The sequence below is a fragment of the Halobacillus sp. B23F22_1 genome, assembly GCF_043497005.1.
Lineage (GTDB): Bacteria > Bacillota > Bacilli > Bacillales > Halobacillaceae > Halobacillus_A.
This window is the reverse complement of record NZ_JBIEKE010000003.1, coordinates 726397-751125: the sequence shown is the minus strand read 5'-3', so window position 1 is coordinate 751125 and position 24729 is coordinate 726397. Positions and strand designations below refer to the sequence as shown.

The following is a 24729-nucleotide window of genomic DNA, read 5'->3' as shown; positions in this document are numbered from 1 at the left end:
AGAAAGGGTGAGGAAAGATGACAGAAAAAACGAATGTGGCATCGATTGATCAACTTTCTATCAATACGATTCGTACATTGTCCATTGATTCTATTGAAAAAGCGAATTCAGGCCACCCGGGTTTACCAATGGGGGCAGCACCTATGGCTTATAAATTATGGACCGATTTTATGAACCAGAATCCAAAAAATCCTCAATGGTTTAATCGTGACCGTTTCGTATTGTCTGCGGGGCATGGGTCCATGCTTCTTTACAGTTTACTTCACTTATCCGGTTACGATGTGACGATCAATGATTTGAAGAATTTCCGACAGTGGGATTCCAGAACCCCGGGGCATCCTGAAGTTCATCATACAGATGGAGTGGAGACCACAACCGGTCCACTGGGTCAGGGGTTTGCCACAGCAGTAGGGATGGCGATGGCAGAAGCGCATTTAGAAGCCACATTTAACAAGGAAGACTTTAATGTAGTGGATCATAACACCTATGTCCTTGTTAGTGATGGTGATTTGATGGAAGGGGTCTCTCATGAGACGGCTTCATTGGCGGGGCATTTAAGGTTAGGGAAATTAATCGTCCTGTATGATTCTAATGACGTTTCACTGGACGGAGATTTAAATCAATCATTCTCTGAAAATGTTCAGGAACGCTTCCTCTCTTACGGGTGGCAGGTGCTGCGTGTAGAAGACGGCAATGATTTAGACAGTATAAAAGAAGCTATTAATGAAGGAAAACAAAATACGGAGAAGCCAACGTTCATTGAAGTCAAAACGACGATCGGCTACGGATCACCAAATAAATCAGGGTCAGCAGCTTCTCATGGAGCCCCGCTTGGTAAAGATGAAGTTCAATTAACCAAAGAGAAATATAAGTGGACTTATGAAGATTTTTATGTGCCCGAAGAGGTTTACCGGGATTTTCACAATAAAGTTATAAAGAACGGGGAGCAGGCAGAGACAGCTTGGAATCAATTAGTAGAGGAGTATAAAAAAGCCTATCCGCAGGAAGGGAAACAATTTCAAGCAGCTATGGATGGGCAATTGCCTGAGGATTGGGACAAACATCTGCCTGCTTATGAGCCAGGAAGTGATTCAATAGCCACACGTGCTACTTCTGGAGAAGTGCTTAATGCGCTGAATAAGACCGTTCCTAATATATTCGGAGGAAGTGGTGATTTAGGAGGTTCTAATAAAACAGTCCTTAACGATGCTGGAGATTTTTCAAGGGATGACTTTGCCGGTAAAAATATTTGGTTTGGAGTACGAGAATTTGCAATGGCTGCAGCTTTAAATGGGATGGCCTTACACGGGGGGTTAAAAGTATTTGGCGGTACGTTCTTCGTGTTTAGTGACTATCTGCGTCCTGCGGTCAGGTTATCGGCCATCATGAATCTACCAGTAACTTACGTGTGGACCCATGATTCTATTGCGGTAGGAGAAGACGGACCTACACATGAGCCTGTTGAACAACTTGCCTCTTACCGGGCTATGCCAGGTATATCTATCATACGTCCAGCTGACGGCAATGAAACACAAGCAGCTTGGAGATTGGCCATGGAATCAACGGACAGGCCTACTGCGCTAGTGCTAACCAGGCAGAAACTCCCGACACTTAAAAACACGAAAGAAAAAGCTTATGAAGGGGTGAAAAGAGGGGGCTATGTCATTAGTGACTCTGAAAAAGAGCTGCCTGATGCGCAAATTCTAGCCACAGGTTCTGAAGTACAATTAGCAGTTAAGGCACAGCACGAATTAAGTAAAAGAGATATCGACGTCCGGGTGGTTAGTATTCCTTCGTGGGATCGGTTCGATAAGCAAACGGAGGAATACCAAGATTCCGTAATCCTTCCAGATGTAAAAGCTCGTTTAGCTGTGGAGATGGCTTCCTCGTTAGGATGGGAGCGCTACGTAGGTGATAAAGGGAAAGTTCTTGGAATTAACAGGTTTGGTGCTTCAGGAGCAGGTGACACTCTTATTGAAAAGTACGGTTTTACTGTAGACAACGTTGTCAAACAAGTGGAGAGTTTATTAAAATAACCGCTGTCTCACAGACATGAAATGGAGATAGTTCCTAACCATTTCATGTCTTATCTTTATAACAAAAAAACACGGGTCTTCATTCTTTTTAAAATGAAAATCAAAAGTCTTATAAATTTTCATAATGATAGAATTGTTGACAATTTGAAAATAAATGATAGCATATAAACAAACTCACAAGAAAACGTTTACAATAATCCTGAATAAATGACAAATTTTTCTTATGAATAATTTTCGGAGTATACCGAAAATAATAAGTCTATTTAATTGATGAATCATGGAAAACTACAAAACATTAAAGTGGAAGGGGTTACTAAATTATGTCTAAGAATGCAGAAAAACTATCAATTGCAGGTTCAGGAATTATGGGTCACTCTATAGCCTTAACTGCTGCTTGGGCTGGAATTGATGTAACAGTATGGGGAACGGATAAGAAGGATTTAGAACGCGCTGAAAGTGGAGTAGAATCCAAACTGAATGTTTTGGTAGATTACGAACTTTTTGATGATCATAAAAAAGCGGAAATTCAAAATGCTATTACATTTACGGATTCCCTGGAAGATTGTATTTCAAATTCTACTTTTGTTATTGAAGCCATTCCAGAAAATCTGGAACTGAAACAAGATTTCTTTAAAAAGATGGATGAAGTATGTGAGGAAGACACGATTTTAGCCAGCAACACATCTGGACTTAGTGCTACAGAAATTGCTAAATATACTAAGAATCCTCAACGAACAGTTGTAACACATTTTTGGCTTCCTGCTCATTTAATGCCTTTAGTTGAAGTTGTACGGGGTGACCATACATCTGACAAGACTATTGATCGGGCATTTTCATTACTCGATCAGATGAATAAGAAACCAATTCTTGTTAAAAAAGATGTACTAGGTCAAGTGGGTAACCGCTTACAGTATGCGATATTTAGAGAAGCTCAATACCTTCTTGAAAACGACATTGCGTCAATGGAAGACATAGATGCTGCTATTCAGTACAGTCTTGGCCGTCGCTTCGGCGTTACTGGGCCGTTTATGACTATGGATATGGGAGGGCTAGATACAAATTCATCCATCACCTCCTATCTTTTTGAAGATTTAAGCGATAAAAAAGATATATTCCCAACAATGAATAACTTAGTGAAAGAAGGTCGCTACGGACCGAAAACAGGTGAAGGTTTCTATGATTGGCCGGCTGAACATACCTCCAAAATGGAATACGAACGCGAAAAAGAATTAATTCGTTGGATTAAAGAAGACATGAGCAAAATGCAGAACATTCACGGCGCGTAGGCTAGTAGTATTTTACTGAATATGGGACTTGTATCTATCAATTTTCAAACTGAAGACCGAAGAACGATAGATAAAAAATTTCAGGCTTACTATAAAGTTCTATTAATCCCATATGAAACAGAGGAGGAATTAATTAGATATGGACTCTGCTTGGTTAATTGTTGCCGCTATACTATCTGTTGGATTGCTTTTACTTCTTGTTATGAGAGTAAAATTGCAAGCTTTTGTAGCACTTTTAATGGTGAGTGTACTTCTGGGACTTGGGGTTGGAATGACTCCAGGAGATATACTCGATACTTTTGGAAAAGGTATGGGAGATACTGTTGCATTTATTGCTATTGTTATTGGTTTAGGTGCCATGTTCGGCGAAATGCTCAGAGTCTCCGGAGGCGCTGAAAAGCTAGCTTTGACGATGCTCGATAAATTTGGAGAAAGAAAATCACCTTGGGCATTAGGGATTGCAGGATTAATTATCTCAGTTCCTGTATTTCTGGACGTAGCTCTTGTTATTCTAGTTCCAATTTTATACACTTTATCTAAAAAGTCAGGAAGATCACTTTTATACTATGGAATTCCGTTATTAGCCGGGCTTATTGTTACACACGGTATGGTTCCCCCTACACCTGGCCCTATTGCAGCCGCCTCTATACTGGAAGCTGATATAGGATGGGTTATTCTCTTTGGTTTAACAGCAGGGATACCTGCCATGATATTAGCGGGACCAATTTTCGGAAAGTTCATTGCGAAAAAAGTTCATATCCATGTTCCTGAAATGATGGAGGAACAAGCGGCAGCATTAGAAGAATATGAAGCGGACCCTAAAGATCAAAAAGAGTTGCCTTCTTTTAAGACAGTTTTATCGCTTATACTATTACCCTTAGTTTTAATCTTATTCAACACCGTGTCTCCATTTATATTTGAAGAAGGTTCAACTATTAACAGCACTCTTACCTTTATTGGTGATCCGTACATAGCCTTAACGATTACGACATTGCTGACTTTTTATATTTTAGGGACTAAAAGAGGCTATACTAGAGAGGAAATTCAGAAAATAACAACTAAATCACTGGAGCCTGCAGGGATTATTATTCTAATCACTGGAGCTGGGGGTGTATTCGGCGAAGTACTCGTGGCTTCTGGGATAGGAGATGTGTTAGCAAATTCAATGCAGCAAATTGACCTGCCAATTGTTGTATTCGCTTTCGTTACAGCGGCATTGTTAAGAATTTCTATTGGGTCAGTAACCGTGGCTATGGTTACTACTTCTAGTATTGTCGGTCCAATTGTAAGTACAATGTCCGTTAGTGAACCCTTCTTAGGGGTACTCGTAATCGCAGTTGCTTCAGGGTCCACTATAGCTTCCCACGTTAACGACTCTGGTTTTTGGATGGTTAACCGATATTTTGGAATGAGTGTAGGGGATACACTTAAATCTTGGACTGCGATGAGTACAATTGTTGCTCTGGTAGGGTTTAGCATAAGTTTATTATTAAGTTTCTTTGTTTAATATCAATATAATAATGAATATAACATCAAGGAGGAATAAACAATGGCAATTGATTTTGGATGTCAAGGATCGACGTGGGTACTGGATTATGACGTAGAAGCAGATATGATGGATCAAGTTATGGAAGACGTAAAAAACGGGGGGCTAAAAGGAGTGGATGTTCAGATTTCACTTCTAGGAAAATATAAAGAAGCTCCTGAACGTTTGAAAGAAGAACTTGACAAAAAAGGACTCCAGTTAGCAGCATTAACAATCCCTCATGCTTTTGTTGATGGAAAGCCCTCACAAAAAGAAAAAGAACTAGAAGATTATTATTTTGAATATTTAAAGCATTTCCCTGGGGCAATTATGAATGTTCCTTCAAGGGTGGAAAGCAGCCGCGATAACCTTTTACAAAGGCAGAAAGAGATTATAAAAGGAGCTAATGAGCTAGGGAAGCGTGCCCTTGAAGAACACGGTATCACCACTTCTATCCACCCTATTTCATATAAAACTTCATATTGGAGATTTAAAGAGGATTATGAAGTTTTATTCGAGGGACTAGACCCTAGATATATGGGATATACACCAGATGCGGGTCACATTCTCTTTGGGGATATGAATCCTGTAGAAATTTTCAAAGAAGCTCTTCCGTTAATTAAACATGTTCACTACAAAGATGCTAGCAAAAATAATGAATGGATGAAGATTGGTCAAGGAGATATCGATTTTGTTCAATGTACTGAAGTTCTTAAGAAGAATGATTACGATGGTTGGATTATTCTTGAAGAAGAAACTGGAGCTGAACAATCTAATACAAGTCAAGTGATAGCAGAACTTGGTGATTATGTTCAGAATAATCTAAAGTCAATTGTAAAGTAAATACATCAATATAACCTGAGATTAAATGGTGGAAATCTATTTTCATATATTCATATGAAAACAGATTCCTAATTATATAATAGTAGAAGGTTTCTTATAAGAAGGAGTGAGTATGTTGAAAAAATTGATTAACCATCCAAGCGATGTTGTGGAAGAAATGGTGGATGGCTACGTGAAAGCCCATCCTGAATATATTAAACGTATGGAGGAAAATGACCGAGCTTTAATAAGATCCCACCCCAAAGAGGATGGAAAAGTTGGTGTTCTAATTGGCGGAGGGTCAGGGCATGAACCTGCTTTCATGGGATACGTAGGGGAAGGTATGGCTGATGGCGTTGCTGTTGGTAATATTTTCGCTTCTCCTCCGCCTGCACCTATTTTGGAAGTTACAAAAGCTATTGACAAAGGAGCTGGAGTCGTTTACTTATACGGTAATTATGCCGGAGATGTCATGAACTTCGGTATGGCTGCAGAGATGGCGGAGATGGAAGATATTGAAATTGAAATGGTTGTTGCTTCAGATGATGTTGCTTCAGCTCCAAAGGAAGAAAAGGAAAAACGCCGGGGGATTGCTGGAGAATTATTTGTTTACAAAGTGGCTGGTGCCGCTTCTGATTACGGGTATAATTTGAAAGAGGTAGCTGATATAGCCCGGAAGACGAATGAAAACACTAGATCCATGGGTGTCGGCATGTCTCCATGCTCCTTACCTCAAACAGGTGAACCAAGCTTTGAACTTGGGGAGAATGAAATTGAATATGGATTAGGTCATCACGGAGAACCAGGGATCAAAAAGGCTCCCTTAGCACCAGCGAATGATATTGCAGATCAATTACTGGAAGAAATTTATAATGACATCACCATTAATGAGGGTGAAGAAGTAGCAGTACTTGTAAACGGACTGGGGTCTACTTCTCGAATGGAGTTATATACCATTTTCAGAAGAGTTGAACATTCGTTGAAAGAAAGAGGCATTCAAATTTACCGTTCTTATGTAGGTGATTATATTACGTCGCTGGAAATGGGTGGGTGCTCGATTACACTTACTAAGCTAGACGATGAGATGAAGAAAATGATAGATCACCCTGCCGACTGTCCGATGTTTGTACAAAAGTAAGGAGAATATAAAATGAGTGTAAACGCAAAAGAATTTATTCAATACTTTAAAAAAGTAGTAGAAGTGATGGAAAATGAAAAAGACTATCTTTGCGAATTGGATCGTAAACTAGGCGATGGAGACCATGGTGTGACGATGTCTATTGGATGGCAGGCTGTTAATAAAACGTTGAATGATGAATTAGCAGAGGAAAGCGACTGTGGTAAAATCAGCTCTTCAGTTGGTATGACCTTTCTAAATGCAGTCGGCTCCTCTGTAGGTCCGTTATATGCGACCGGATTTATGCGCGGCGGGAAGGCCATAAAGGGTAAGAAGGAACTTATAGATGAAGATCTTAAAGCCTATTGGATTGCATTTACTGATGGGGTGAGAGATAGGAGTCAGGCAAAAGTCGGTGATAAAACCATGATCGATACGCTTGCTCCCTTTGAAAAGGTGTTAAGTGATTCGCAAAGTAGTGATTTCCAGGCAGTATTTACGGAGGCATTGGAAGCAGGTGAAAAAGGGATGAAATCTACAGTTGATTTGGCTTCAAATATTGGCCGTTCCAGCCGCTTAGGTGAACGTTCTGTTGGAGTTCAAGATCCCGGGGCCACCTCTGTTTATTTTATTCTGTCTACTTTTGGTAATACCTATTAAAAAAAGTTCAGAGCGATGACTCTATCCTCCCTTTAAAATTAGCCAATTTTAAAGGGAGGATATTTATTTCCACTCGCCTCTGATAAACCTGTTGCAGCTTTACGTAAAGCGCAAGGATGATTTGTTTTATACTTCATCCATATAAAAATAAACAAACACGCTTGGTTACGTACCAAGTGTGTTTGTTTATGGAAGAACAAGTTTATTTATTTGGCTCTGTTAAAGTTCCGTGTTGATGTAAAAGTAATGTTCCCATTTGTGGAAGACTCAGTTTCGTGATATTGGTTATGCGTAATGTCCTCCGGGGGACGATCTCGCTTTCCTCGGGCATGTGCTGAGCCTCCTCAGGCTTCGCCTTCCCGATCATGTTTATCCTGCAGCAGTCTACATCGTCCCCCTTCGGCCCTAGCCGAAACCACTTAACACACTGGTTGCTTGGTGAGAAAAAAGCATAGGATAAAGCGTTTATTTTCATGCTAGCACGATGTGGAAAAGCTTGTCATAGAAGCATTTAGGACCTAATTAGAAGGAGAACCTTTTCTCTTCTAGAAGGGTTCGTTTTTCTTAATCATGTTGGGTTTGTGGGGAAATAGCGAGACTCCCATGGGAGAAGGAACTAGGTGAGATCCCGCAGGGAGTGAAACGAGCGAGGAAGCTCACCGTTCCCCCATAGGAAAGCGAGTTATTTCCCCACCAACCCTTCTCTCCATTCGAGTAACGGATCCCCATTTATCTCGAATTCGAGTCTCCGCCCTTATCTTTAACAAGTTTTTTAAATCAACATTAGACTTTAACGTAGCGGTTTAGTTAGAAGATGAACTAAATTTATTGAGAGTGTCGCTAATGGTTGAAAGTAAGGACACTACTTAAATCCTAAACCTACTCATTATCGGACGTTCTATGATTAGCCATTCTTTCAAAGAAGTTAAGTACATGAGAATGATCCATTTTGCCGTTTCCATTGGCGATTTCAGAACTGAAAATTTCTTTCACTAAATTTGTGACGGGAAGTGGTACACCTAGAGCATTTGCGGATGACTGGATATTCCCTAAATCTTTATAATTAGTTTCAATCCGTCCTCCTGGTTCGAAATTTCTTTCAATTATCATAGGCATTTTAGCATCCATAACTGCGCTCCCAGCTAACCCATCGCGAATGGCTTCAAAGAGTTTATTTAAATCCAGGCCAGCTTTACTAGCATAGACACTTGCTTCTGATAGTGCAGCTAAGTTGGCACTAACAATAATTTGGTTAGCAAGTTTAGCGGCTGAACCGGTTCCGCTTTCCCCTGTGTGCACAACCTTTTCCCCCATAGCTTCAAATAATGGAAGTACCCTATTAAAAATTACTTCTTCTCCCCCAGCCATAATTGCTAATCTACCTTCAATGGCCATAGGTTCTCCTCCACTTACAGGTGCGTCAATAAAGGAAAGATTATTCTTTTTTAATTCTTTTGCAAACTCCCTGGAATCTTCAGGAGAAACTGAACTCATGTCAATAATAGTATTCCCTGGTTTGCTTTTCTTCGCAACACCCTCTTCAGAAAATAACACTTGATAAACATGTTTTGCAGCTGGAAGCATGGTTATAATTACATCACTGTTTTCGGCTACTTCTTGATTTGATTTACATGGATGTCCTCCCATATTACTTAACTCATCAACTGCCTCCGTATTTAAATCAAATAAATAGGTTTGGAAGCCCTTATTAATTAAATGACTCGCCATGGGTTTTCCCATAATCCCTAAACCAATAAAACCAACTTTCATTCCTGATTCCCTCCAAATTGAAATTTGTCTTCATTTAATTTTATATTATTATCATTTAAATGTACATAGAATTATCGGTTATTTTCGATTGTTATCGTATTAGATTTAAAATCATTGTTCAAGATTTTCTCTCTATTTAATTTACGGTGTTTTCTACTAGGATATTGTCACGTATTCGAGGTGTAAAGCTATATATTTACGTGTTAGTAAATCTGTTTCAGGGCTTTTAAAGCGAAATAGACTAATAATTGACGCAAATTAGGTTAAAGGTTATAATTATTTGAAATGAAAGTAATTAAAAGCATTTAAAAGCAAACACTTGTAAAATGTAATGGAGGTATTAAATTTGAAAAAAGTAGTCAACGATCCTGAAAACGTTGTCCAGGAAATGATAGAAGGATTTATGTTTGCAAATAAGGGCAAATTTGAAAAACTTGAAAATGTAAACGGAATCATACTGAAAGAACAAAAGGATAAAGTAGCTATCGTTACAGGTGGTGGAAGTGGACATGAACCATTGTTTCTCGGTTTTGCAGGAGAGGGTTTAGCTGATGGAGTCGCAATTGGAAGCGTTTTCGCTGCCCCTAGTCCTAACACGGTTCAGGAAGTTTCAAAATCCGTCAGTTCAGGAAAAGGTGTGGTTTTCGTCTATGGTAATTATGAGGGAGACGTACTGAATTTTGATATGGCAGCAGAATTTTTAGAAATGGAAGGGATTGAAACTCGCACTGTAAAGATTACAGATGATGTAGCCTCCGCACCCTCCGAAAGAAAAGAAGACCGGAGAGGAATTGCAGGAGATGTTTTCGTTTTAAAAATCGCTGGAGCTGCAGCCGATAAAGGTCTCTCATTAGACGAAGTGTCTCGAGTTACGCAAAAAGCGAGTGATCAATTATTTTCTATGGGGGTCGCTTTATCACCGGGAACTAATCCGGATACAGGGGAACCAACGTTTACGCTTGCAGACGATGAAATCGAGTTAGGTATGGGGATCCATGGAGAACCGGGAATGGAGCGGACAAAACTAGTTTCTGCTGACGAATTAACCGAAAAGCTTATGGAGAAGTTGTTATTCGAAAGTAGTATAAAAGAAAATGATGAAGTTAGTGTGCTAATTAATGGGCTTGGCTCAACAACTCTGTTAGAACTATTTATTGTGAATCGTAAAGTTGCCCAAATTTTAAATGAAAGAAACATTAAAATTCACGACATGGATGCCAACAGTTATTGTACTACACAAGAAATGGGAGGCTTTTCTATTAGTCTATTAAAGTTAGACGATGAACTAAGGGAATTGCATGATGCACCAGCGCATTCACCTTATTACAAAAAATAATTTTTAAGTGGAGGTATGAAATTGAGGACTGAAGAGCAAACAAAAATATTAAATGTTACTCAGGTTAAAGATATGTTCTTGTACGTTGGAGAAAAAATAAGAGAAAACAAGTCATATTTAACGAAGATCGATAGCGCAATTGGTGACGGCGATCACGGCACAGGAATGTCTATTGGATTCAAAGCTGCCGCGGAAAATTTGAACAAAAAAGAATGTTCAACGATCAATGATGTATTTAAGACAATCGGTATGTCGATGGTTCAGTCCATGGGAGGAGCTTCTGGAGTAATATTTGGCACTATGTTCATGGGCGGGGTTAAAGACCTGGACGCTTACAAGGAAATGAATGCGGATACATTAGCTGAAATCTTCGAGAAATCATTAGAAGCGATTAAAGTAAGAGGCAAAGCTAGCCTGGGTGATAAAACTTTAATTGATGCTCTGGAGCCCGCCGTAGAAGCGCTGAAGGAAAGTGCTGGTAAATCCGGCCTTTTAGTAGATGCTTTAGAATATGCAGAATCTCAAGCAGAGAAAGGTGTGGAAGATACTAAGGAGTATGTTGCGAAATTTGGGCGAGCAAAATCATTAGGAGAACGAGCTGTTGGTTATCAGGATGCTGGTGCTACATCTGTCTTCATTATCTTTAAGTCAATGAAAGAATGGGTGAAGGATGAAACAAAAAATGAATAAAATTTGGATTGGAACCAACTGGAAAATGACAAAGAGTACAGAAGAGGGGTTAACCTATATAGAAAACCTGATCCCAATATCTGAACAACTCTCTTCGCGCATTGAGTTGTTTGTCATTCCTTCTTTCACTTCTTTAATCCCTTTGCAAGACTCCCTTGCTCAAACTCGAATCCATCTTGGAGCACAAAATATGCACTGGGAAAATGAGGGAGCGTACACAGGCGAAATTTCGCCTAAAATGCTTCAGGAAATAGGTATTGATATAGTAGAACTTGGTCATTCAGAACGTAGACAGTACTATAACGAAAATGATCAGGATATCAACAAAAAGGTACACGCAGCCTTAAATTCTGGATTTTCACCTCTGGTTTGTATAGGAGAGAATATTGAACAAAAGAATTTTGCTATTTCACGAGAAACGCTAGCTATGCAATTAAAAACTTGTTTAAAAGGTATATCCAAAGATCAAGCTGAGAAAGTGTTGGTAGCTTATGAACCTGTTTGGGCTATTGGAGAGAAAGGTGTTCCTGCTGATCCAGCCTATGTTTCATACATCCATCACTTTATCCGCGAAGTACTAGAAGAAATGTTTGAAGAAAGTAGTTTTAATATCCCTCTATTATTTGGAGGTAGTGTCAATCAAAGCAATTTTTTAGATTATATTCATAGCCCTCATGTAAATGGACTGTTTATTGGTAGAGCTGCATGGACCACTCAAAGCTTTGAGAATATCCTAACTGTGCTTAACGAACAAATAACACATAATTATTTATAATTACATTAATGTCTACCGGACTTTTTTTGTTTTCCTGATCTCTGGCAGTTTTTGTTCTAATATTGTTTTATGAGAAAGTATGTTATTACCTATCTCAGTATGGAGAGGAACTGCAGGAAGAATCGACTCGCTTTTTTACAAAAATCACCTAGTTTTGATGAGAACGATTATATATATAAAGGATTTCAATTTCTATTATTACTATTTTAATCAAAAAGGGTATGGGCGGCATGATATAGGAGTAAATCCTGCATTATTCCCGAGCTTTCTATGAAGTTGTTTAATGTATGAATAGTTAGTAAAAGTAAGACTACTTCCTAACCAAGGAGGTAGTCTTTTTTATTGGTTATTATATATTTTTGTTTCATAAATTTACTTTATAAGAAAATAATCACACTTAGCTTAATCAATTGAGCGGTTTTAATAAGGAATTAGTTAACAAAGGAGTGAAAAAATGAGCTTTTTTGTAAAAATCTTTATATCTTTAAAATCGATACTTCTCTGGTATGCGCTCACATTTGTCAATTAAACACTTTCACTTCAAATCCCTAATAATACACTCTGCGGCCATGCAATATTTAGTAAGTTGCTTAAAACTGTAATGAGAACTAATGCAATGCCGGTGGAGTAGAGAGCCTTAAAGAAAGTGAACTTAGATTCTATCAGTAAAAAGGAAATGAGGTAAATAGTGGAAGCAACAAACAACCCCACTAAAGAAATAGTGATGACGTATCCCACAATCCATCCTGTATATATAATGGGTTTAATAATTAATACTTTCGGATGAGAACCTTGGTCTTTTTGTTTCCTTATTTTTATAACTTCCTTTACTAGATAAATACCGGATACTATACTACCTGCGATAGAAACATATAAAGGGAAGAATTGGGCTAAACGGGAAAAAGTAAGTGCGGTAAAAGCGCCCCAGATGAAAACAATAAATATACAAAAAGTGAAAATCACATTTAGTGTTTGTTTATTCATTTTACACACCTTCCCTTTGTAAGTTGTTACTGATTTTTTTCATTATGGATCCTCCTGTAAGAAGGATGACAATTAATACACCGATCGTAATGACAATAGGATTGCTGAGCCATTCCCAGCCGTACCTTTCAATGGAGATCCAATAGTACCTTTCTGCTGATATGGCTAATACAAAGCCGATAAGTAATGGGGGTCTTGGCCAATCAAGAATTGTCATGATATATCCTAATAAACCGATGGCAATAAAGGCAATAATGTCCCCCCAGGCAAAATTACTTTGATATGCCCCAATTAACAAGAGGATGGTGAGGAAGGGAACAAGTTTCTCTCCGGGAATTAAGCTTAGTTTGGAAATCGGCTTGACTAAAGTCATACATAGAATAGCTCCAATTATGTTTGCAATAACAAGTGTCCAAACGATAGATAAGGTAAGAGGCAATTCGGTTGTCAACATTCTTGGTCCTGCTTCTAGTCCCATTAAAATTAGTCCACCAAGTAAGATTGCGGTTGTCCCACTGCCGGGAATGCCAAATAGCAGGGTTGGGATGAGAGATCCGCCTTCTTTCGCGTTGTTTGCACTTTCAGGAGCGATGACTCCGCGAATGTCTCCCTCGCCAAACTGGTTATTTCTTACCGTCTTTTTACCTGCTCCATAAGCAAGCCAGTCGACGACGCTTCCTCCCAAACCCGGAATGAAGCCGACCAGACTTCCTAAAACAGCGCTTCTCATGATTAAAAACTTGTTCTTAAGGGCATCACCCACTCCTTTTAAGACCCCGCCTTTTAAGCGGTTCGCTTCCGCAACACTCCCCTTATGGGTCAGCATAGTAATGAGAATTGGAAAGGCAAAGATAGCCAAAGCGACAACTGGCAGGGAAAGACCATTAGAAAGGTAAAGAAAATCAAAGGTATACCGGTACTCCGTAATAGCCGGAGCACTTCCAACAGATCCGATCATTAAACCCATTAAACCTGACAAGGCTCCTTTAGCAGGTGAATCTCCTGCTAAAAGGCCGGCCATACTCAGTCCAAGCATCGTTAACATAAATAAAACCGGTGAATTGAAACTAGTGATAAGCGGAGCAGCGATTGGAATTGCCAGATAGAGAGCAACGCCGCCTATAACTCCACCTATCATAGAACAAAATAAAGCAGCTCCCATAGCCCTGGATGCTTCGCCTTTCTTAGCTAAAGGAAATCCGTCCATTATGGTTGCCTGTGATCCGGAAGAGCCTGGGATTCCAAGCAATACAGAAGGAAAGGTATCTCCCGTATGAACAACGGCTACCATACCGATTAACAGGGCCATGCCGACAAACGGATCCATCCCAAATACAAACGGCAGTAAAAGTGACATGCCTACTGTCCCGCCTAAACCTGGAAGCAGGCCGACTACGATGCCCAGCCCGATCCCAAGGCACATGAATAAAATTCTTGATGGATCTAAAACAATGCTTAAGGCTTCCATTGCACTTTCAATCATAATATCCCCCCGCTATCTATAGTTTTCTGCCATCAACTCCGTGTTCATTTAAAAGAAATTCATAAACCCAATTGATTGTTTCCTCATTCATATTTTTCTCTAAGTTATCGATCCTATTTTCTAACTCTGCTTGGGAGTAAATTTCATAATCTTCTAGAATAACGGAAGACTCTTGATTGAATTTTTCATCTTTAACTAATCTGTTAGCTGCTTTCTTCAATTCTTCTTTTGCACTTTCAGGAGCACTCTCATGAACCCATATCACCTTTTGAAGAGTATAGGTAGCGTTTAGAAAATGTTTATAAGTTTCCCATGCTTGTCCCTTAGGTTCATCACCGTGAAGTTCTTTATAAACTTCTTTTACAGTTGGCAGCTCAGGGAATTGTGGATCCCTCACAACTTCACCGTTTTCATCAATTTGTCCTAAACTGTAGAGTGGAACAGCTTTTCCATCTTCTACCTTAGGCTCTATGTTCTGCTTATAGGCTGTCGTCGTTTGAAAATCAATATTACTTTCCCCTTGTTCAAAAGCTACTCTTGCTGGACCTCTTCCTTCGTAACCCAGTACTGCTTTAGTATCTATCTCTAGTACTTCAAAAGAGATTAAGGTCGTTAAATCTAAACCAGTGGGAGACATACCTGCATAAAAAAGCTTTTCTTTTACTTGGCCGAGATCAAAGCCATCTTTAATGTTTAAATCTGCAGAACCATAAACAACACCTCCCGTAGGAGCCCCAACCAGGGGAGTCAGTTCGTCAAAATTATACTGTACAGATGATTGGTCCAGTAAATAAGGAATATGAGTGGAAGCGCTTGTTGTTACTAGATTTGTCCCATCCTTATCATAAGAATTTACATATGCATTTGTTCCTGTAATACTTCCACCGCCAGGAACGTTCTCAACTTGAATACTTGGCTGGTTCTCAATATGACTGGACAGCGGCTTCGTCATAAATCTGGCAAATACATCGGTTCCTCCTCCTGAATCGTAGGGAACAACCATTGTTAGAAGATCTTCGTTATAACCTTGTTCATCTTCCCCGCTCGTTACAGTAGAACTAACATACGATAAGGGCTGGCAACCTGCTATAAAAAGGTTAAGAATCAGTAATAAAGTAAGCGCATACATTTTTCTCACTGCCTTATCCTCCTTCTTTTTTTGTGTTGTCATAAGGTTATAAAAATCAATGTCATAAGTAAAATAGGTAAATATTATCGTCATCTATAAAAATTTTTTATATTTTTACAGTCTGCTGCTTGATTAGGAAATCAATAAAAGCTTTTACAATATTAAGCTGGATAAAGTCTGTCCGGTACATTAACCACGTATCTCGCAAGACAGGCTCTCCATTTTTATAGGTTAATCCTTCTGTATACAGATCATCGGAAGGTCTTAAGCAGATTTCGGGCACAACAGAAAAACCTAAATCATTCTTTACCATCTCTTTACTCGTTTCCTGTCTATCCACTTCCATTGCAGTTAAAGGAGATTGAGAAAAATGATCATTCCACCATCTGCTGATCAGTCGTTTAAGTGAATTATCGGTTTTGTAATAAATAAAGGGAAGCTGAGGGAGTTCTTCTAGGGAAATTTCATTTTTAGATATAATATACAATTGCTCTTTCGTTAAAAGTAATTTTTCTCCTTCCCAATCATAATCTCCCCTTAGGATTCCTAAATGAATTTGAGATTGATTCAATAAGTTCATGATTTCGGTACTCCATCCAGTCTGTACCTTAAATTGAATATTGGGATAAGATATTGAGAATTTCTTCAACAATGCAGGTAGCTTATATTGGGCAAAATTACTTGAAACCCCGATCCTAAGAGTGCCTCTCACTTCATTACCAATGTTAAAGATTTCATCTTTTAACGTGAGATATTCCTTAATTCGATCCTTAGCATAATCTACGAGAAATTCGCCTTCAGACGTAAACTCAATTCCTTTTTTTGTACGGAAGAAAAGCTTGGTCTGAAAAGACTCTTCCAGCTGCTTTAATCGGTAACTGAGAGCAGGCTGAGTAATAAATAACTTTTCAGCTGCTTTTGTTAAGCTTTTTTCTTCGGCAATTGCATTTAAAATCTGCCAATCTTTTTGGTCCATGAGATAAAACTCCCTTACTTATAAAATATATTTATACACTTCGATATAGAATTTTGATTTTTCTTATAATTAGATCCATTGTACGCTATGGCTACCGTCTGGACAACATTCATTTTTCTATAAGGAGGGCATTTAAAGTGAATAAAGTACCTATTACTTTAATGCGTGGAGGAACCAGTAAAGGGGTATTTTTGCAAAAGAAAGATTTACCTGCAACTGACCAGGAAAGGGAAGAATTTCTGCTGGATATTATGGGCAGTCCAGATCCTAACCAAATAGATGGATTGGGTGGAGCTAATTCTCTTACTAGCAAGGTGGCTATTATTGATAAGAGCAGCAACTCTTCATATGACATTGAATATACTTTTGCTCAAGTAAGCTTATATGATCAATTGGTAGATTTTAAAGGGAATTGTGGGAATATCTCTTCAGCAGTCGGCCCTTATGCTATAGCTAAGGGACTCGTTTCCATAAAAGAACCTATTACGAAGGTAAGAATATTCAATACAAATACTAAAAAAATTATTACAGCTGAAGTAGAAGTGGAAAATGGTAGGGTAAAAACAGAGGGAGATTATTCGATACCTGGTGTGCCAGGGAGTGCTTCGCCTATATTCTTATCGTTTGAAAATCCTGAAGGGGCTGTAACAGGCAAAGTTCTTCCTACAGGCAGACCGGTAGATATACTATCTTGTTCTTTAGGTGAGGTCAGAGCATCTATAGTGGATATAGCTAATCCTCTGGTTTTTGTTCGCGCGCAGGATATAGGCCTTCGAGGAGATGAATTACCAGAGGAATACTCAAAAGAGCAGATAGACCTTTTAGAAGAATTACGCGCAGCAGCAGCAGAGGAGTGCGGGTTTGCATCCAAATCTGAAGCTACAAGACTTTCCCCGGCAACACCTAAATTAACAGTTGTTTCAAAGCCTTTTGATTATCAAGATACTGCGGGTGAATTTCACAGGGAAGAAGATTTTAACGTACTAGTGAGAATGATGTCTATGCAGCGCCCGCATAAAGCACTGGCTATTACTGGAGCGGTTTGTATCACAGCAGCCAGTAAGATTGAAGGAACTATTCTGTCTGAAATTATCGATAAGAACAGCAGCACCATTTCTATAGGTCACCCAGCGGGGGTTATGGAAACTATATATAATGAGTTTCCGTTGTCTATTAAAGTCGGTAGAACCGCTCGTCTCTTAATGGAAGGGACAGTATACACAAAAAGTAATTATGGCCAGTCTGTAATTTAAATACTCACGTATCAATTTGGTTGTACGAATAAACGTTGAAGTTAAAAGGAGATATTAATTTTTGTAAAAGACCAATAATTATATTAATACATGTTTGGTTTTACTTGATCTCTTACTATAGAATTGATGAGCCCCCTTGATTCTTATCGATAATGACGGCATTATCAAAGCAGTGTCCTCCTCAGAACATGCTTGTGATAATGCCTCTTTTTCTTAAACCCCGCAATTGATCAATCAACTCTTAATTAAAGGGATAACCTTCCTTTTTTAAACGAATAAATTCTCTTTTAAATTTGAAAAACACCGCCACATGTAAAATAAAGTTTTTACATGTGGCGGTGTTCTATTAAATCTCATAAGGACTTTGTATCTTCACCTGGTTCTTTTAGTTATATGGATTCCCTTAATTTTGCAGGGTCTCTTCACTGTCTATCCACTTTTGAGACCATTTTTCTAACTCTTTCATAAGAGGCCTCAATTCTTCACCTTTTTCTGTCAATGAATATTCAATACGAATCGGGGTTTCCGGGAACACTTCCCGTTTTACAATTGCTTCATTCTCTAAATGTTTTAATCGATCAGATAAGAGTCTCCCGCTAATTCCAATAGATGATTCAATGGTGCAAAAACGTTGTGGACCTGTATGCAGCTGGTAGATTACCAAGCCCGTCCAGCGCTGACTTAAAATGCTCATTGCTTTTTCAAATTTAGGACAGAGTTGAGATGTATTCATAATTACCACTCCTTATCATTTATTTTACCACAAGTAAACATAAAGTAACAAAATTACTATTTATAACTTATGTAATTGACATAATTTATTTACTTAGTTATACTTACTTACGAAAAGTAACTTAATATTAAATAATTAAAGCTTAAATAAAGTAGAGCAAAGGAGTGGTTAAGAATGAGTAGACAGGAAATAGGTGCTTTTATCCTGAGGGTAATATTAGGTGTTATATTTTTCGTTCATGGACTGGATAAATTCCAAGCAGGTATTGGAAATACTGTTGGATTCTTCGACAGCATTGGGATCCCTGGTTTTTTTGCTTATATTGTAGCAACAATTGAGCTTGTAGGTGGAATAGCAATGGTGATAGGATTTGGAACAAACATTGTTGCCTATTTATTTGCCATTATTCTATTGGGAGCTTTATTAACAGTTAAACTTTCTGCAGGTTTTCTCGGTGGATATGAATTCGATCTGGCTTTATTAGGCATGTCAATCCATATAGTACTTTCCAACAGCACGGGTCCCTCACTGGATAACTCAATTTTTTCAAAAAATCAGGATAAGTTATTAAAAGTTTCGTAAAAAAGAAAAGGTGAAGGTGAGGAATGAATGGGTATACTCAAAAAATATTTGGTCAAGAAAAAAGGAAAGTAATACGATGTCAAACGTTAAATTAGCCATTATCTTTGGGCTTTAGTTAAAGTAACTATAAGCTCGCAAAGCATGGGCAGCATAAATCGATTCAAATATCTGCAACTGGGTATTAGGCAATTATTAAATAGGGGAAATCGAGTGAGAGATAAGGAGGAATTTTAATGTCATTTCATGAAAAACCCGTAACGTTTGTAAAAGACGTGAATATTAAAGTGCAAAATTTAGAACGCTCTCTACAATATTATCAAGAGGTTATAGGATTGAAGATTTTAGAACAATCCGCAAAAAGTGCGGAGTTAACTGCTGATGGGAAAACTTGTATCCTATCAATAGAGCAGCCGGAAAATGCGAAACCTAAGCAGAGAGGGACGACCGGCTTATACCACTTTGCACTTCTTGTACCTCGTCGTTCAGATTTGGCTAACGTTGTAAATCATTTTATAGAAAAAGGAATTCGAATAGGATCTTCTGACCACCTCGTCAGTGAAGCTCTCTATTTAAACGATCCGGATGGGAATGGGATTGAAATTTATGTGGACCGTGACCCTTCAGAGTGGGAGTGGAAGAACAACGAAGTCGCCATGACCGTTGATCCGTTAGATTTCACAGACCTGCTCAAAACAGCGGATTCAGAAGAACCATGGGATGGCCTTCCTGAAGGTACAGTTATGGGGCATATCCACTTACATGTTTCACAATTAGAAAAAGCGGAGGAATTTTACACAAAAGGTCTTGGATTTGAAGTCGTTAACCGATTTGGCGATCAGGCGCTTTTTATTTCAACAGGTAACTATCATCACCATATTGGTTTAAATATGTGGGCTGGGGCTGGAGCTCCTGCACCTTCATTAGAGAGCAGTGGTCTAGAATCGTATACAATTATTTTACCTGATGAGGAATATCGAAAAAATGTGGTAACTCGACTGGAGAGGATTGGTGCATATGTCAAAGAGGAGGGTGGGGGTATTATTACTTCTGATCCTTCGGGAAATATTATTCATCTAGAAGTATGAGCGCTGAAAGAATGAGGGAGCACTGCACCCACTGTTTCGTAAAAAAAGCAGAGCTCAAAAAAACTGAATAAAAAGCGTAAAATAATCCGAACGATTCTATTGAAATCAGTTCGGATTATTTATATTGAATCAAATGTACACTATCGATCCGTCTAGTTAGGTTAGTTTAAGTTTCGTAAAACATCTGCCAAACAAACATTGCCCCATTTCAACTTACTGCTCTTTGGATCTGTCGTTGCCCTCAAAATATAAATACGCCACTAAGTTTTCAAAATCGTTATCAGAGGAACATTCAATTTGTAAATCAATAAAGGCCATTACGACTTCTTCATCATTAAACGGAAAATGGCTGTTATCTACGTTACTTAGGATCTCTCTATTGGATAGCCCCTTCTGACGTAACTTCTCAACGGCTTCCTGCATCGAAGATATTTCTCGCATGTGCATGCCTCCTATGATTGTTTAGTTTCTTACCATTAATTTTTTACGTAAGTTCTTAAAGTAACTAGGTTTACGGGGAATGGCAATGGAAAAAATCTTGAAAAAACCTTTGTATTTATTATTTACTACATGATTAAGCGATTTTCCTGCTTGGCTTAGTTTTTTTTTCATCAAATAAAAAAGCACCTCCAATAAGTCGTTAAGTTTGGATACGGCTCAAGGGCTGATTTTTTCCTTTGTCTCATTTAATTAAGTGTCTTCACCACAAATAAAGTTTAAATATTATAAAAAAAGCTGCCCAGACTTTTAAAATGTACCCTATAGAATAGACAATTTAAAAAAGCCTATTCTATAGGGTACAACTTTGTATAATGGGGCAAATTCAATTCGTCCGGAGATGGGAAAATGAGTAAAAAATTATTTAGCGATAAAGATATCCAAACACTCCAAGGCAGCTCTTACGTGAAATTTGTTTCCGGGAAAGGTACGTTGCTAAAGATAAATATGGTGTCTGTCCCCCTTCCTGCTAAGTGGGGGTCAGGTACTTTCACTTTTTAAGAGGAGTAGGTTATTCACAGAGCCTCACACCTGCAATATTAATCAAATCCCTTAAATATACACTAAAAGTACGGCAATTATTAATATGACAATGCTATTACAGTTTTCTCGTGTATAGTTAAAGCATAATACAGGAAGAGTGACTCGAACTTGAATATAGCCAAGGAGGAGATAGCATGCGAAAGATCATCTTATCGACAGAAAGCGGCGCTGACGTACCGGGGGATTTAGCTGAAAAGTACGATGTTCATGTCGTTCCTATGCACATCATTATGGATGGAAAAGATTATTTAGACGGTTCTTTGCCGGTCCAGGATATCTATGACTACTATGAACGTACAAAGAAAATACCCTCCACTACTGCGACAAATACTCATGAGTATCAAGAGTTTTTTGCAACGATAAGAGAGAACTTCCCAGATTGCATCATTATCCATATGGGTTATACATCAAAAGCGTCTTCTTCTTTTCAAAATGCTGTTATTGCTGCGGAAGAATTTGAAGACATTTTTCTCATTGATGCTTTGAACGTTACTGGAGGACTAGCTGCGATTGTATTGTATGCCGCTAAAGTTTTAGAAAACGAACCTGGCATTGAACCGGAACGTTTAGTTGAAAAAATAGAGGCAGTCGTGCCTAAAGCAAGGCTGACTTTCATCCCCGGCAGTCTGGAGTTTCTTAAAGCGGGAGGACGGGTAAGCAATATGGCTTCTCTGATTGGAACGCTGTTGAAAATAAAGCCATGCATAGAGTTGAAGGATGGAAAGCTGATGTCTACAAAGAAGTATCGCGGGAAAATGAGTGGAGCTATTGAAAAACTCATGAATGATTACTTGAATGAATACAACATCGATAGAGAACAGCTTTATTTTATCTACTCCATCGGACTCGACGAAAAAATCAAGCAGCGGATGGATGAGGTGGCCAAAGAGAACGGATTCCAAAACATAAGATGGATCCAGGCGGGCGGTATGATTTCGACTCATTCTGGGGCCGGGGGCTTCGGGGTAGCAGGGTTAGAGGAATAGTTTTAAATTTAGTGCTGCCCCATCCTGCTAGCACTAACGCAGTGGGGGCAGGCACTTTCAGTAAAGACACTAGTATTAGATTAATATCTATAAGCTATTCGTTGTTGCTTTAGTTCCTATGTTTCTGTTTAATAACAAATTAAAACTTTAGTTTCTCAAAATAATATAAATAAGATAAATGATATACATAGCCAGAAGGATGAAACCCTCTGTTTTTCCAATTTTATAATGGGTCCTTGAAAATAAGAATAATAACAAGCTCAAGGCAATCATGATCATCACATCGATAAATATTTTACCATTCACAGGTAAAGGAGAAATAAAAGCTGACGCCCCAAGCACAAATAAAATATTAAAAATATTGCTCCCCACCACATTCCCCAGTGCAATTCCACTTTCTTTCTTCAATGCAGCGGATATGGAGGTCACCAGTTCAGGGAGCGATGTACCAATTGCAATGATGGTTAACCCTACTAATGTATTACTCATCCCAAGATCATAGGCAATTGACGTTCCGCTATCTACCACTAGATCGCCGCCAAAAATAATAGCTACCAACCCTGCTAATGTTAAACCAGTGTTTTTCCCCCACTTTATGTTTGAAGGAATGGCGCCATCCATCGATTCTTTTCGACTTTTCATGCCGACTTCAATCACGTAGTACATAAAAATAGACAAAAACAATAAAAAGATAATGCCATCCCCGCGTGTTAGCAAGTTTTCACTTAATCTCTGTAATTTTGTATCACTGATAAGTACAAGTAGAGCTCCACTAGCAAGCAATACGAATGGGATTTCTTTTTTGGTGGTTTCACTTTCTACCATTAATGGATAAAGGAAGGCTGCAATACCTACCACTAAAGTAACATTAAAGATATTACTCCCCACTACATTCCCCAGTGAAACTTCAGCATTCCCTTGTAAGGCGGCAATGATGCTGACTGTTGCCTCAGGGGAGCTTGTCCCAATAGCTACAATCGTTAACCCTATCAAAATAGGCGGGACACGGAGAAGCCTGGCAATATTGGAAGAACCATCAACGAATAAATCCGCTCCTTTAATTAATAAACCGAAGCCGACCACTAATAAAATGTAAGCCATAGTTGATCTTCAAACTCCTTTTTAGTTTATAATCCATACCCTTTTTTCTGGCACTTGAAAAGCAGAGGGATACAGCTTTTTAATGTGATTGAAGCAGTATTAGGTTTGATTGGTTTGTTGAGCTCTTTAAAAGAACATTACTATGATATCAGCAAAATTTTCTTGTACGTAAAAAATCACTCATGTGTTGGTGAGACACTATTGTTCCCGCTTCACATATAAAAGAGCGCTTCAGTCATGAAGCGCTCTTTGGGTATGACTGCCGGTCTGGGATAATTTCTTCCGGACGTTTTCGTTTAAAGCATCCATCTCATCGATGAACTGTTCACTCGAAGCTATGATTCGCTCGGACGACTGTTCTGTCGTTTTCAGTGCCTCAAATACGTTATCGAAAGACTCTTGAAGAGCTTCCATACTGATTGCCGGATTCTCCATCATCTGTGTTGTCTCTTCCGCATTTTCCTTTAGATTCCTGGAGTTCGAGACTAGCATCTGCTCGGTCGCTTTATTGACACCGTTCACCGTATCGATCACTTTCCGCTGATTATTCAACGCAAGCTGAATCGAAGCGGAAACAGTAATAATATTTTTCGTCAGTGTCACCGCATTACGAATCGATTCCTTCAGCTTTTCATTGTTTTTCTTAATAATATCCACAGAAGAGATACTCTGATGCAGCACACTCTTCATCTGGGTCATGTTTCTCGTCCTCGTAATGATTTTCTCTTTTCCTTCCGTAAGCAGCGCCAGATCGTAGTCGCCTGCAGCTTCTTTTTCTTTCAAGAGCTCAAACAGCTTCTTCCCAAGATAGATTTGCTTGTCCAAATCATAAATACGCTTCTGGGCGTTTTCTTTGATAAGCTGCAATTCAACGCTGTCTTCCTCCAGGCGGTCTTTTCCCGCAAGCAGACTGCGAACTACTGTATCAATCTTTGAGTCGACCGTTTCATACTTCTTCATGTAACGGTCAATGGGCTGCTTTTTGCTAATTTTATAGAAGAACCTCTGAAGGCCGTTGCCTTCGGTGCGCTTCGGATCAAGGTCGGACACGATCGTCTCGAGTTCATTTAATGTTTCGGGGATCTCGTTATTGCCTTTGGTCATGAGGTCGTTTACCGGGCGCTTTAACGTTTCCATCGTCTCCCCGGCGACGCGCTGTTCCTTTTCTCCGAGGTCCCCGAGTTCTCTCATCACTTCTGAAAGGGAGTCGTCTCTGGAAGATTTGAACCTTTCCGCGTAGGCTTCGGCCTCTTCATTCAGACGATCGATATCTTCTTTTTCAATAAGAGTCATCGCTTCTCTCAGGTCCTGGTGGTTCATTTCAGCTTCTTTGTCTCTCAGGAAAGAATTTTTACTCAT

General features: G+C 38.9%; 22 protein-coding genes. 13 read left to right on the top strand and 9 right to left on the bottom strand.

Translation table 11 applies throughout. The features are described from left to right. Positions 1 to 17: 17 nt before the first annotated feature. The 6 genes from tkt (at position 18) to dhaL (ACGTNH_RS18500) (ending at position 7446) form a co-directional block, all read left to right on the top strand. Entirely contained in the window at positions 18 to 2036 is a 2019-nt protein-coding gene (gene tkt / locus ACGTNH_RS18525) for a transketolase (protein WP_394588416.1), read from the top strand. Positions 2037 to 2356: 320 nt separating this feature from the next. Continuing rightward, a complete protein-coding gene (locus ACGTNH_RS18520) occupies positions 2357 to 3322 on the top strand; it encodes a 3-hydroxyacyl-CoA dehydrogenase family protein (protein WP_394588415.1) in 966 nt (321 codons plus the stop codon). A gap of 139 nt (positions 3323 to 3461) precedes the next feature. Next, a complete protein-coding gene (locus ACGTNH_RS18515) occupies positions 3462 to 4829 on the top strand; it encodes a GntP family permease (protein ID WP_394588414.1) in 1368 nt (455 codons plus the stop codon). 42 nt (positions 4830 to 4871) lie between these two features. Then, entirely contained in the window at positions 4872 to 5690 is an 819-nt protein-coding gene (locus ACGTNH_RS18510) for a sugar phosphate isomerase/epimerase family protein (protein WP_394588413.1), read from the top strand. Positions 5691 to 5805: 115 nt separating this feature from the next. Then, positions 5806 to 6807, top strand: a complete 1002-nt coding sequence (gene dhaK, locus ACGTNH_RS18505) for a dihydroxyacetone kinase subunit DhaK (RefSeq protein ID WP_394588549.1) — start codon at positions 5806 to 5808, stop codon at positions 6805 to 6807. 12 nt (positions 6808 to 6819) lie between these two features. Further along, complete coding sequence (gene dhaL / locus ACGTNH_RS18500) at positions 6820 to 7446, top strand: dihydroxyacetone kinase subunit DhaL (RefSeq protein WP_394588411.1); 627 nt, start codon at positions 6820 to 6822, stop codon at positions 7444 to 7446. A gap of 879 nt (positions 7447 to 8325) precedes the next feature. Here dhaL (ACGTNH_RS18500) and ACGTNH_RS18495 read toward each other — a convergent pair. Continuing rightward, positions 8326 to 9216, bottom strand: a complete 891-nt coding sequence (locus ACGTNH_RS18495) for a 2-hydroxy-3-oxopropionate reductase (protein WP_394588410.1) — start codon at positions 9214 to 9216, stop codon at positions 8326 to 8328. 346 nt (positions 9217 to 9562) lie between these two features. Between ACGTNH_RS18495 and ACGTNH_RS18490 the strand changes: the two genes are divergently transcribed. The 3 genes from ACGTNH_RS18490 to ACGTNH_RS18480 are packed head-to-tail and all read left to right on the top strand — an operon-like array spanning position 9563 to position 12017. After that, positions 9563 to 10552 (top strand): dihydroxyacetone kinase subunit DhaK, encoded by a 990-nt coding sequence (locus ACGTNH_RS18490; protein ID WP_394588409.1) that lies wholly within the window; start codon positions 9563 to 9565, stop codon positions 10550 to 10552. A gap of 21 nt (positions 10553 to 10573) precedes the next feature. Beyond that, positions 10574 to 11242 (top strand): dihydroxyacetone kinase subunit DhaL, encoded by a 669-nt coding sequence (gene dhaL, locus ACGTNH_RS18485; protein WP_394588407.1) that lies wholly within the window; start codon positions 10574 to 10576, stop codon positions 11240 to 11242. Beyond that, a complete protein-coding gene (locus ACGTNH_RS18480) occupies positions 11235 to 12017 on the top strand; it encodes a triose-phosphate isomerase (protein WP_394588406.1) in 783 nt (260 codons plus the stop codon). Before dhaL (ACGTNH_RS18485) ends, ACGTNH_RS18480 begins: the two co-directional genes overlap by 8 nt. A 540-nt stretch (positions 12018 to 12557) precedes the next feature. Here the strand turns inward: ACGTNH_RS18480 and ACGTNH_RS18475 are convergent. The 4 genes from ACGTNH_RS18475 to ACGTNH_RS18460 all read right to left on the bottom strand — a co-directional run bounded on the left by ACGTNH_RS18475 (position 12558) and on the right by ACGTNH_RS18460 (position 16589). Then, on the bottom strand, positions 12558 to 13001 hold the full coding sequence (locus ACGTNH_RS18475; protein WP_394588405.1) for a tripartite tricarboxylate transporter TctB family protein: 444 nt from the start codon (positions 12999 to 13001) through the stop codon (positions 12558 to 12560). 1 nt (position 13002) lies between these two features. Next, a complete protein-coding gene (locus tag ACGTNH_RS18470) occupies positions 13003 to 14484 on the bottom strand; it encodes a tripartite tricarboxylate transporter permease (protein WP_394588404.1) in 1482 nt (493 codons plus the stop codon). A gap of 16 nt (positions 14485 to 14500) precedes the next feature. Next, positions 14501 to 15613 (bottom strand): hypothetical protein, encoded by a 1113-nt coding sequence (locus ACGTNH_RS18465; protein WP_394588548.1) that lies wholly within the window; start codon positions 15611 to 15613, stop codon positions 14501 to 14503. Between the two features lie 106 nt (positions 15614 to 15719). Next, positions 15720 to 16589 carry a LysR family transcriptional regulator gene (locus ACGTNH_RS18460; RefSeq protein WP_394588403.1) on the bottom strand — a complete coding sequence of 290 codons (870 nt, stop codon included), beginning with the start codon at positions 16587 to 16589 and terminating at the stop codon, positions 15720 to 15722. Positions 16590 to 16726: 137 nt separating this feature from the next. Here ACGTNH_RS18460 and ACGTNH_RS18455 point away from each other — a divergent pair, with 137 nt between their 5' ends. Beyond that, positions 16727 to 17842, top strand: a complete 1116-nt coding sequence (locus ACGTNH_RS18455) for a 2-methylaconitate cis-trans isomerase PrpF family protein (RefSeq protein WP_394588402.1) — start codon at positions 16727 to 16729, stop codon at positions 17840 to 17842. A gap of 403 nt (positions 17843 to 18245) precedes the next feature. Here the strand turns inward: ACGTNH_RS18455 and ACGTNH_RS18450 are convergent, their stop codons facing one another. Further along, positions 18246 to 18575, bottom strand: a complete 330-nt coding sequence (locus ACGTNH_RS18450) for a winged helix-turn-helix transcriptional regulator (protein ID WP_394588401.1) — start codon at positions 18573 to 18575, stop codon at positions 18246 to 18248. 174 nt (positions 18576 to 18749) lie between these two features. Here ACGTNH_RS18450 and ACGTNH_RS18445 point away from each other — a divergent pair, with 174 nt between their 5' ends. Beyond that, positions 18750 to 19157 (top strand): DoxX family protein, encoded by a 408-nt coding sequence (locus ACGTNH_RS18445; protein WP_394588400.1) that lies wholly within the window; start codon positions 18750 to 18752, stop codon positions 19155 to 19157. Between the two features lie 233 nt (positions 19158 to 19390). Further along, positions 19391 to 20242, top strand: coding sequence for a VOC family protein (locus tag ACGTNH_RS18440; protein WP_394588399.1), 852 nt, complete (start codon positions 19391 to 19393; stop codon positions 20240 to 20242). Between the two features lie 213 nt (positions 20243 to 20455). On the opposite strand, the gene ACGTNH_RS18435 is transcribed toward ACGTNH_RS18440, so the two are convergent. Then, positions 20456 to 20683: a hypothetical protein gene (locus ACGTNH_RS18435; RefSeq protein WP_394588398.1), complete on the bottom strand. Its 228-nt coding sequence runs from the start codon at positions 20681 to 20683 to the stop codon at positions 20456 to 20458. A 734-nt stretch (positions 20684 to 21417) separates the two neighbouring features. Between ACGTNH_RS18435 and ACGTNH_RS18430 the strand changes: the two genes are divergently transcribed. After that, complete coding sequence (locus ACGTNH_RS18430) at positions 21418 to 22269, top strand: DegV family protein (RefSeq protein ID WP_394588397.1); 852 nt, start codon at positions 21418 to 21420, stop codon at positions 22267 to 22269. A 147-nt stretch (positions 22270 to 22416) separates the two neighbouring features. On the opposite strand, the gene ACGTNH_RS18425 is transcribed toward ACGTNH_RS18430, so the two are convergent. Further along, positions 22417 to 23370 (bottom strand): calcium/sodium antiporter, encoded by a 954-nt coding sequence (locus ACGTNH_RS18425; protein WP_394588395.1) that lies wholly within the window; start codon positions 23368 to 23370, stop codon positions 22417 to 22419. A 231-nt stretch (positions 23371 to 23601) separates the two neighbouring features. Further along, positions 23602 to 24729 (bottom strand): toxic anion resistance protein, encoded by a 1128-nt coding sequence (locus ACGTNH_RS18420; RefSeq protein WP_394588393.1) that lies wholly within the window; start codon positions 24727 to 24729, stop codon positions 23602 to 23604.

Coding starts and splice junctions, on each gene's coding strand:
- tkt (WP_394588416.1), top strand. CDS start 18: ATGACAGAAAAAACGAATGTGGCATCGATTGATCAACTTTCTATCAAT.
- ACGTNH_RS18520 (WP_394588415.1), top strand. CDS start 2,357: ATGTCTAAGAATGCAGAAAAACTATCAATTGCAGGTTCAGGAATTATG.
- ACGTNH_RS18515 (WP_394588414.1), top strand. CDS start 3,462: ATGGACTCTGCTTGGTTAATTGTTGCCGCTATACTATCTGTTGGATTG.
- ACGTNH_RS18510 (WP_394588413.1), top strand. CDS start 4,872: ATGGCAATTGATTTTGGATGTCAAGGATCGACGTGGGTACTGGATTAT.
- dhaL (WP_394588411.1), top strand. CDS start 6,820: ATGAGTGTAAACGCAAAAGAATTTATTCAATACTTTAAAAAAGTAGTA.
- ACGTNH_RS18495 (WP_394588410.1), bottom strand. CDS start 9,216: ATGAAAGTTGGTTTTATTGGTTTAGGGATTATGGGAAAACCCATGGCG.
- ACGTNH_RS18480 (WP_394588406.1), top strand. CDS start 11,235: ATGAATAAAATTTGGATTGGAACCAACTGGAAAATGACAAAGAGTACA.
- ACGTNH_RS18475 (WP_394588405.1), bottom strand. CDS start 13,001: ATGAATAAACAAACACTAAATGTGATTTTCACTTTTTGTATATTTATT.
- ACGTNH_RS18470 (WP_394588404.1), bottom strand. CDS start 14,484: ATGATTGAAAGTGCAATGGAAGCCTTAAGCATTGTTTTAGATCCATCA.
- ACGTNH_RS18465 (WP_394588548.1), bottom strand. CDS start 15,613: ATGTATGCGCTTACTTTATTACTGATTCTTAACCTTTTTATAGCAGGT.
- ACGTNH_RS18460 (WP_394588403.1), bottom strand. CDS start 16,589: ATGGACCAAAAAGATTGGCAGATTTTAAATGCAATTGCCGAAGAAAAA.
- ACGTNH_RS18450 (WP_394588401.1), bottom strand. CDS start 18,575: ATGAATACATCTCAACTCTGTCCTAAATTTGAAAAAGCAATGAGCATT.
- ACGTNH_RS18445 (WP_394588400.1), top strand. CDS start 18,750: ATGAGTAGACAGGAAATAGGTGCTTTTATCCTGAGGGTAATATTAGGT.
- ACGTNH_RS18440 (WP_394588399.1), top strand. CDS start 19,391: ATGTCATTTCATGAAAAACCCGTAACGTTTGTAAAAGACGTGAATATT.
- ACGTNH_RS18435 (WP_394588398.1), bottom strand. CDS start 20,683: ATGCGAGAAATATCTTCGATGCAGGAAGCCGTTGAGAAGTTACGTCAG.
- ACGTNH_RS18430 (WP_394588397.1), top strand. CDS start 21,418: ATGCGAAAGATCATCTTATCGACAGAAAGCGGCGCTGACGTACCGGGG.
- ACGTNH_RS18425 (WP_394588395.1), bottom strand. CDS start 23,370: ATGGCTTACATTTTATTAGTGGTCGGCTTCGGTTTATTAATTAAAGGA.
- ACGTNH_RS18420 (WP_394588393.1), bottom strand. CDS start 24,729: ATGAGTAAAAATTCTTTCCTGAGAGACAAAGAAGCTGAAATGAACCAC.